Origin of the sequence: Methanothrix sp. (genome assembly GCF_024518575.1) — an archaeon.
Classification (GTDB): domain Archaea; phylum Halobacteriota; class Methanosarcinia; order Methanotrichales; family Methanotrichaceae; genus Methanothrix_B.
On the sequence record NZ_JANIHG010000008.1, the window covers coordinates 43,850 to 51,944 of the forward strand.

Sequence of the window (8,095 nt, forward strand, 5' to 3'; positions counted from 1 at the left end):
TTGATACTGTACATCCATTTTTTGAGCTGAACTCTCACAGAGCCCTGACGTCTTTTGTGCTCATCACCTTCAGATCGAGGTTCGATGCTATCTCCTCGAGCCTCCTGCGCTCCTCTGAGCGGAAGGATTTGCCATCCAGATAGACCCCGGAGGCTCCTGAGAGCTCGGCAGCTTTCTTCATCGCCTCGATGCTCAGCATCGATGCCTGGTACTTCGAGAACATGTGACCGAATGCGACAGGCCTTGAGAGCATCAGCTCAGTCTGCCTCTGCACATAGTGGCCTCCGCCAATTCCGAGAAGCACCGGCTCGCCGGCGTGCTCACGAGCACCTTCAAGCTCAAGGATCGCCCTCGCGACCGCGGTTCCTGCAGCTGGGTCGATCCAGTGCTGCTCACATGAGCCTATCTCGGCGAAGAGCGATGGGGTGTGCAGATCAACAGGCCCGTGGTGTGTGGCCTCACCAGAGATTCGAAATCCTGATGGGGAGTTACGCTGCAGGGCCATGAGCAGTCTCTTCAGCGCATACGGCGCTGGTCTGGAGAGCTCGAATGATCCCTCCTGAACAACCCCGGTGAAGTGACCTCCGAGCCATGCCACAGCCTCTTTTGACCTGTGCCTGGATGCGAAGACGATCAGCCTCGGCGAGAGGCCCATGCGATCCAGTAGATACTCCAGGTTTCTGAGTCCCACAAGCTCACCCTCGATGCACAGCATGCAGTAGCTCCTGTGGAACCTGATATCACCCTGCGCCTCCCATTCAACGAGCTCGAGCAGCCTCGAGGCTATGTTCGAGCTGGCCGGATCAGAGGAGGAGCAGATTATCACTATCTTGCTCATATCTCCTTTTCAATCCCGAGCATCTCAGCAACAGCAGGTGCGTAATCGAGCTTCTCCACCCTAATCGCTCTCAGTGGCATTATGACCATATATGGTCTGCCATCTATGAGATCCCTCTCAATTGCGCTGTTAACAAACGCATCCATCCCATCCTTGAGATCAGAGTAGCTGGATGAGAGCATCGCTCCGCAGACGTCTCCAGGCTGCATGTAGTAGAAGAGCTGCGATCCCATCATGCTCAGGAGAGATCCCGCATCCTGGAAGCTCACATCCTGCCTCATGCGAAGATGGTAGAAGCACATGAGCTCACAGCATATCCTCTGCCATTCAACGTGCGCCTCTCTGAGGAGAATGTTGGCATCGAAGAACCTGCTCTTCTTCCCAGATATTGTCGGCCTTGATATACCGGTCCTCTTTGAGAGTTCCAGGTCTGAAAGGCCAGGGTATCTGACGAAGGCGTAGAGCGTGAGTCTGTCCTTCTCGGACATCTTTAAATCATCCAGAGGCATCAGCGAGACAGGACCAACTTGAGCATCCTTTCTATCGAGCCCGAATATCTCGCTGACTGCTGCAGGAACATTGTACTGATAGCTCGCAAGCCCCACACAGAGATGCACACATCTGAAATCCTCAAGCATGCCGCTCTGCCGGTATCTGCTCAGAATGCTTTCAGATCTTCTCTTGAACTCTGTCAGGTTTCTTGAGTAAACCAGGGAGAACGCATCTGTAGCTGTTACAGCACAGAATACACAGCTGGGGCTCAGGGTCCATTCGGACAGGGATTCTCTGCCATCGATCCCTGGAGAGAAGCGCATGAAGACCACGCTGAGGATCTCGGCGCCCAGAGCGCCACCGGACGGAACGTTCAGAAACCTTATAATCTGCCAGTCTCGAAACTTGCGTTTGCTCTTGAATATCGTTGATCTGTCTACATCAATAAAAGAAGCCAGGTCGATGTCGCTGAGCCCGGGGTATCTGGTCAGGCCGTAGAGCACAAGCTTCTCTTTTGATGTTAATTTGAGCTCCATCTGATGAAAGACTATTTTTTAACTATTTATAGGTTACCTCATCGCTTGCATCCCCACAATGTTGCCTTTATATTTGAAACCTTTTCTGTGGATCTAACTCCCTGACCAGGTATCAAAGCCAGCATTTCGTCGATGTGTGCAGGATATTTTTCGAAGTCAATAAATCTGAAAATTTTAACTTGCTGGAGCGGAGGTAGGTTTAAAGATGAGCTCAAAAATTCTCTAGGTACGCTAGAATACACCAATTATACCACATCAAGTGTCAGAAAGAACGTATCCCGCAAATTCTATTTTATTAGAGATACTTTATTTATTAACATGCTAATTATCTCTCCAGAAGCCATTTCAGTATTATGATTCTGAAAGAAGGGTACCAATAAGATATGTTCATCGCCTGTGTTTGTGCCTTATTGCCGTCGATGGCCCCTGTCTATTCTGAGAGAGGTTTACGCGAAGCTGAGCTGCGCCCATGGAAATGCAGATCTCATCGTCCAGCAAGCATATGATCTCACAAAATGTGCTGTGTTGAATAATTAAGAGCTCTAAGGTCGATAGCTATCGATTTTTACTAGAATTGCAATTCGTATGAATCGAGCCTCTGCTATCGGATTCTCAAACATTATTCAACACAGCAACAAAAGGAAGAGATTAAAAAGCGGCGAATCAATACTTCATGGGATGATCAGGACTCTTGTGGTTTATGATAGCAGATACGGCTCGACCGAGGAGGTCGCACGAACGCTATCGCTGATACTCGGCCCCTCGGATGCTGTGAAGGTCGGCGAGATCCAGCCGGAGCACAGGAGGTTCGAGCTCTTCGTTCTGGGCGCGCCCGTGTACAAGGGTGTTATCAGCCCGAACCTGTGGAACTTTGTGAGGGAGAACCTGAGCTGGCTGAGGGAGAAGAGCATCGCTCTCTTCACCACCTCCATAGACAGGAAGGATGGCGAGACGAACCTTGAAAGCCTAAAGAAAATGCTTGGAGACAGCGTGATCCTCTCTAGAGCCCTCGGCGGAAGGATGTGCGTCGAGAGGCTCAGCTCGAACGATCTCCTCGGCATGGAGTCGTTCTGCAAGAGGAAGGGGTTTCTCTTCCAGGACATCGACACACTGGTCACAGAGGAGGTTGTCGAGTTAGGCCTTGAGATCAAGAGGGCAAGAGACATGCTCTCGCCAAGGATGCCTGTTAACGAGCTCCGGAGGCTGATAGATGCGTTTCTGGCATCTCACAACACATGCACACTTGCAACTGGTTATGGATCAAGAGTGAGGGCGACGCCACTTGAGTACCTCTACAGGAATGGCGCCATCTACTTCCTGAGCGAGGGAGGGGAGAAGTTTGCCAACATCGTGCTGAATGACAGGGTTTCCCTTGCGGTTTACGATCCGTATGAGAGCATGAGGGACGTGGCAGGCATACAGCTCTCCGGAAGGACATCGTTTGTCGAGGTGGGCAGCGATGAGTACATTGATGTGCTCAGGCAGAGGGGAATAAGCCTCAGCACAGTATCATCGCTCCCCGTGCGGCTTCACATGATCAAAGTTGTGCTGGAAAGAGCCGAGCTTCTCTGCGCCAGGCTGAAATCCAAGGGTTACGAGATAACGCAGATCTATGACTTTCCTGAGTTCAGAACGACATAATCCGGGCAATGCGGGTGTGAATGACAAACCGCCATCATTCAGGAGGGAGCGACTCATGAGCACAAAGAGCAGAGGGATCGCGCTGATAGGTGACTACCTGCTCGGATGCGCTCTAGGGTCGCGCATTCTCACAAGAGGTTTCGCTAGATGCCTTCTCGCTGATGGTGGGACCTCGTAGAGACCATCCTCAATATCCCTGGGCAGCTCCACGATCTCGGCCTTCATGGATCTCGTCTTGCATCTCCTGCACCTGTATCCCTGGCCGGATCCCGCTGACTTCATGCGTCTGCCACATGAGCACAGCGGCGGCCTGGAGGATCTCTGCTTCTCCAGAGAGATTATGTCGATCTTCTCCAGGTTCAGTGTGCCGGACTTCATGGAGCCGTAGACTTCTATCAGATCTCCAGGGATCAGCGATCTGACGATCTTTCTGAAGCATTTCGTCGGCTCGAATGCAGCACATTCTATGTTTCTCTCGCCCAGATCGATGGGGAAGAAGACATGCCCTCCTTCGATCACGCGCGGCTCCCCGGCAACGCTGCCGCGCAGCCTGTAGCTTCTGTCATCGTGGAGATCGCAGGATTTGTTGTCCCTCATATCTATGATGTGCGCATCAGTCCCCTGGTTTGTGATGTACATCACGCACCCCTCGGGCGCCTCAGATCTTATCATGCTGAAAGCCCTTCTTATCGCCTCGGGATCGTCGCCGCGAATGCCGAACAGCACCGGATCAGGCGAGTGCGGGGAGAATACTACGCGCCTGTTCGAGTAGTCCACCGTGTCCCAGGTTGCAGGATACGTCGCTCTATCCGCATCCCATATCGAATCCTCGTCGAGGATTCTCGGCGTGCCCCAGAGCTCTCTCCGTCTGTAGGCTATGAGCTCGTATGTGAATTCATCGAACTCCGAGCCGACCGCTGCGAGCGCGCCGATGAGGCCCCGCTGGTTCTTGAAGCCTCGGTGCCATATGCCCTCAGATGAGAGTATCCTCCTCGCATCCTCAATCTCCAGGATCTCCGTGACCGCTCTCCTGTAAAACCGCTTCATCTCTCCAGTGATCCTGTCAGCTATCACGAGCCCCGGGTTGGTGTTTATTCCGGAGAGATCTGAGAGCTCCAGAAGGGCATCCAGGGCGATCTGCCCGATCCTATCAGTGTCCTCCGCCTCCACAGGTATGGCGATGGCTGCATTTCCTCTGGTCTTGTATCTCGCACATGGATTGAGGCGCACCAGTTTTGGCGCGCCGGTGTGATATCCGCTCGCTCTGAGCCTCTCTATCAGTACCGCTGCGAGATACGTTGTGCAGAATCCCCTCTCCGAGTCTGTGTCATCTATACCAATTATAAGCATCCCGAAATCACATCTCTCGATTCCAGAGAATTGTCACTGCCACCCACAGAATCGGATTCGCTCCATAAATAAGCCTTTGGCCTGGGAATGGGAGATTTTCCATGAGTGCTCGATGGTCAAAGGTACAACCACAGGCGCTGCACATATCGCATTGCCGGTGCTGTCTCGAGGCGAATTCATCCACACATGGAACCTCATGAATCGTCCTGCCAGAAGATATCGATTTCCGTGATATCGGGCCGAGACCAAAACGCTTATATCTAACTTTTTGTTACTAACCACCAGTTATGATTTCGTGGCAGGGTGTTCGGCTTGGATCCAGTCGAGCTGCTTGATGTTCTGGGGAACGAGAACAGGAGGCGCATACTTCAGCTTCTCTCGTTCCGGCCATTCTACTTCAACGAGATAGCCAAGAGGCTCGATGTCGGACCGAAGGCTGTGATAGATCACCTTGGCGTGCTGGAGTCAGCAGGGCTGATAGAGTGCTACAGGGATGAGAGGAGGCGCAAGTACTTCCGGCTGGCGAGAAATCTCGTCCTTGAGGTTGCACTGGCGTCGCACTCATATGGGGTGAGAGCCTATGCCCTCTCCGGTCCATCCATGGAGAGGGAATCCGACTGCCGCGATCTCAGAACGATACACGAGGAGCTCTCAGCGCTGGCAGCTGAGATGGACAGGCTGAGAATGATGATGGCGGATGTGGCAACTAGGGAGCTGGAGCTGCGCCAGAAGGCGATGAGGGCGATAGACGAGTGCGCGACCGATGAGCTCGAGGCGGAGCTGCTCTTCTCCCTGCTATCAGGCAGCTCCACAGAGGAGAAGCTCGCCGAAAGGCTCAAGATGCCTGCAGCAGTTGTGAGGGAATCGCTCGCCAGGCTTGAGTCGAGAGGGCTGGTGCGATTCGAGAATGGCTCCTGGAGCATTTGAATCTGTGAGGAAGATCGCCGATGAATGATCAGATAGTCCTCAGAGTGGCAGAGGCATACCACAGGGATGCAGGTAAGAGCATAGCCAGAATCAGTCTGGATATAATAAACAGGCTGGGCCTGAAGAACGGCGACGTTGTTGAGATTCAGGGCAGGAACAAGGTATGCGCCCTGGCATGGCCAGGGAACCCGGGAGATGCACCTGACATAATAAGGATCGACGGGAACCTGAGATCAAATCTTGGGGTGGGGATAGACGACAGGGTCTTCGTCAGACGCACTGAAGTAAAACCTGCAAGAAGGGTGCTGCTCGCTCCGACCAGAAGCATAAGGCTGATAGGCGGACCGCAGTATCTCCTCAGGATCCTGGAGGGGAGGCCGGTCACAAAGGGCGAGCAGATAAGGATAGAGATGATCACGAACTCCCTGCTGATGGTGGTAGTGAGCACAACCCCCTCAGGACCTGTTGTCATAACAAGAGACACGGTCGTAAACATAACAAGCGAGCAGATCGAGGGGTTCCAGTTCAGAGATGTCACCTACGAGGATATCGGCGGCCTGGGCAGGGAGATAAGATCGATACGCGAGATGGTTGAGCTGCCCCTCAGACATCCTGAGGTATTCCAGAAGCTCGGCATAACGCCTCCAAAGGGAGTGCTGCTTCACGGTCCTCCGGGCACCGGCAAGACGCTCATCGCCAGGGCTGTGGCAAGCGAGACCGACGCGACATTCACAGCCATATCCGGACCGGAGATAATGTCCAGGTACTACGGTGAGAGCGAGCAGCGGCTCAGGCAGATCTTCGAGGATGCACAGAAGAGCGCGCCATCGATAATCTTCATCGATGAGATAGACTCGATAGCCCCGAAGAGGGAGGAGGTCCTGGGCGATCTCGAGAGGCGGGTCGTCGCACAGCTCCTCTCGCTCATGGATGGGCTCACATCCAGGGGAGAGGTGATAGTGATAGCGGCGACAAACCGCCCGAACGCCCTCGACCCTGCTCTGCGGCGCGGCGGCAGGTTTGACCGGGAGGTCGAGATAGGGATACCAAACAAGAATGGCAGGCTGGAGATCCTCTATGTGCATACGAGAGGCATGCCGCTCGAGGAGTCCCTGGATCTGAGCGAGATCGCCGAGATGACTCATGGGTTTGTGGGAGCAGACCTTGCATCTCTCTGCAAGGAGGCTGCGATGCACACGATAAGCCGGATCCTTCCAGATCTCGATGTCGAGGAGGAGATCCCGCCTGAGATCCTGGATCAGCTGAAGGTGAGCCGCGAGGATTTCCTTGCTGCAATGAAGAAGATCGAGCCGAGCGCGATGCGCGAGGTTCTTGTGGAGATCCCTGAGGTCAGATGGTCTGACATCGGCGGCCTTGAGGATGCAAAGCAGGCGCTGAGGGAGGCTGTGGAGTGGCCGATAATGTACCCTGAGGCGTTCGAGGCTGTTGGTATAAGACCTCCCAGAGGCGTCCTCCTCTACGGTCCTCCAGGCACAGGAAAGACCATGATCGCCAGGGCGGTCGCAACAGAGTCCCAGCTCAACTTCATAAGCATCAAGGGACCGGAGCTCATGAGCAAGTGGGTGGGCGAGTCAGAGCGCGCTGTTCGTGAGGTCTTCAGGAAGGCGAAGCAGGCAGCTCCTGCGCTGATATTCTTCGATGAGATCGATTCGATAGTTCCCGCGAGGGACTCCGGCAGGGACTCGCACGTCACGGAAAGAGTTGTGAGCCAGCTGCTCACCGAGATCGATGGCCTTGTCGAGCTGAAGGATGTTGTAGTTCTTGCAGCCACGAACAGGCCGGATCTGATAGACCCGTCGCTCCTGCGGCCTGGAAGGTTCGACAGGATGATCTACATACCGATGCCGGATCTCGCTGCGCGAAAGAAGATATTCGAGATATATCTGCGAAGGATGCCGGTGGCAGGTGATGTGGATATCGATGATCTCGCAGCCAGAACAGAGGGATACACAGGCGCGGACATAGAGATGATCTGCAGAGAGGCCGGAATGCTGGCCCTGAGGGAGAGGCTCCATCCCGGCATGAAGCGCGAGTCCTTGATTTTAGGGCAGATCCAGGTGAAAAAGGAGCACTTCGAGAGGGCATATCAGAACATAAAACCTCACATGCCGCCTGAGACGCTTAAGGAGTACCTGAAGATAATGGAGATGTTTGGCAGCGTCTGAGTTGATTTCGTGACAGCGGAGAAGGCGATGTCATCAACGCTTCGTCGAGCGGTTCCGATGCGGATGTTCGAAGCGCGAGAAGCCATCTGCAGGGCTATGGCAATGCGGAGCAAGAGTTTAAGATG

The 8,095-nt window shown here is 53.8% G+C and carries 6 protein-coding genes; 3 read left to right on the forward strand and 3 right to left on the reverse strand.

The annotated features are described in order from the left end of the window. Positions 1-34: 34 nt before the first annotated feature. A complete protein-coding gene (locus tag NQU42_RS03250; RefSeq protein ID WP_296608999.1) occupies positions 35-838 on the reverse strand; it encodes a D-aminoacyl-tRNA deacylase in 804 nt (267 codons plus the stop codon). Further along, on the reverse strand, positions 835-1,866 hold the full coding sequence (locus NQU42_RS03255; RefSeq protein ID WP_296609000.1) for an Lrp/AsnC family transcriptional regulator: 1,032 nt from the start codon (positions 1,864-1,866) through the stop codon (positions 835-837). The genes NQU42_RS03250 and NQU42_RS03255 overlap by 4 nt, the downstream gene beginning before the upstream one ends. A gap of 678 nt (positions 1,867-2,544) precedes the next feature. Here NQU42_RS03255 and NQU42_RS03260 point away from each other — a divergent pair. Next, positions 2,545-3,507, forward strand: a complete 963-nt coding sequence (locus tag NQU42_RS03260) for a flavodoxin domain-containing protein (RefSeq protein ID WP_296609002.1) — start codon at positions 2,545-2,547, stop codon at positions 3,505-3,507. Between the two features lie 93 nt (positions 3,508-3,600). Here NQU42_RS03260 and NQU42_RS03265 read toward each other — a convergent pair whose 3' ends face one another. After that, the gene (locus NQU42_RS03265; RefSeq protein ID WP_296609004.1) at positions 3,601-4,857 is read right to left on the reverse strand and encodes a tRNA(Ile)(2)-agmatinylcytidine synthase; all 1,257 of its coding nucleotides are present in this window, start codon (positions 4,855-4,857) and stop codon (positions 3,601-3,603) included. A gap of 303 nt (positions 4,858-5,160) precedes the next feature. Here NQU42_RS03265 and NQU42_RS03270 point away from each other — a divergent pair, with 303 nt between their 5' ends. Continuing rightward, positions 5,161-5,784, forward strand: coding sequence for an ArsR family transcriptional regulator (locus NQU42_RS03270; protein ID WP_296609006.1), 624 nt, complete (start codon positions 5,161-5,163; stop codon positions 5,782-5,784). A 20-nt stretch (positions 5,785-5,804) separates the two neighbouring features. Further along, positions 5,805-7,970, forward strand: coding sequence for a CDC48 family AAA ATPase (locus NQU42_RS03275; RefSeq protein WP_296609007.1), 2,166 nt, complete (start codon positions 5,805-5,807; stop codon positions 7,968-7,970). The last annotated feature ends 125 nt before the right edge of the window (positions 7,971-8,095 follow it).

Excerpts from the sequence above, each read along its gene's own strand:
- NQU42_RS03265 (WP_296609004.1), bottom strand. The coding sequence starts at position 4,857 with ATGCTTATAATTGGTATAGATGACACAGACTCGGAGAGGGGATTCTGC.
- NQU42_RS03255 (WP_296609000.1), bottom strand. The coding sequence starts at position 1,866 with ATGGAGCTCAAATTAACATCAAAAGAGAAGCTTGTGCTCTACGGCCTG.
- NQU42_RS03260 (WP_296609002.1), top strand. The coding sequence starts at position 2,545 with ATGATCAGGACTCTTGTGGTTTATGATAGCAGATACGGCTCGACCGAG.
- NQU42_RS03275 (WP_296609007.1), top strand. The coding sequence starts at position 5,805 with ATGAATGATCAGATAGTCCTCAGAGTGGCAGAGGCATACCACAGGGAT.
- NQU42_RS03250 (WP_296608999.1), bottom strand. The coding sequence starts at position 838 with ATGAGCAAGATAGTGATAATCTGCTCCTCCTCTGATCCGGCCAGCTCG.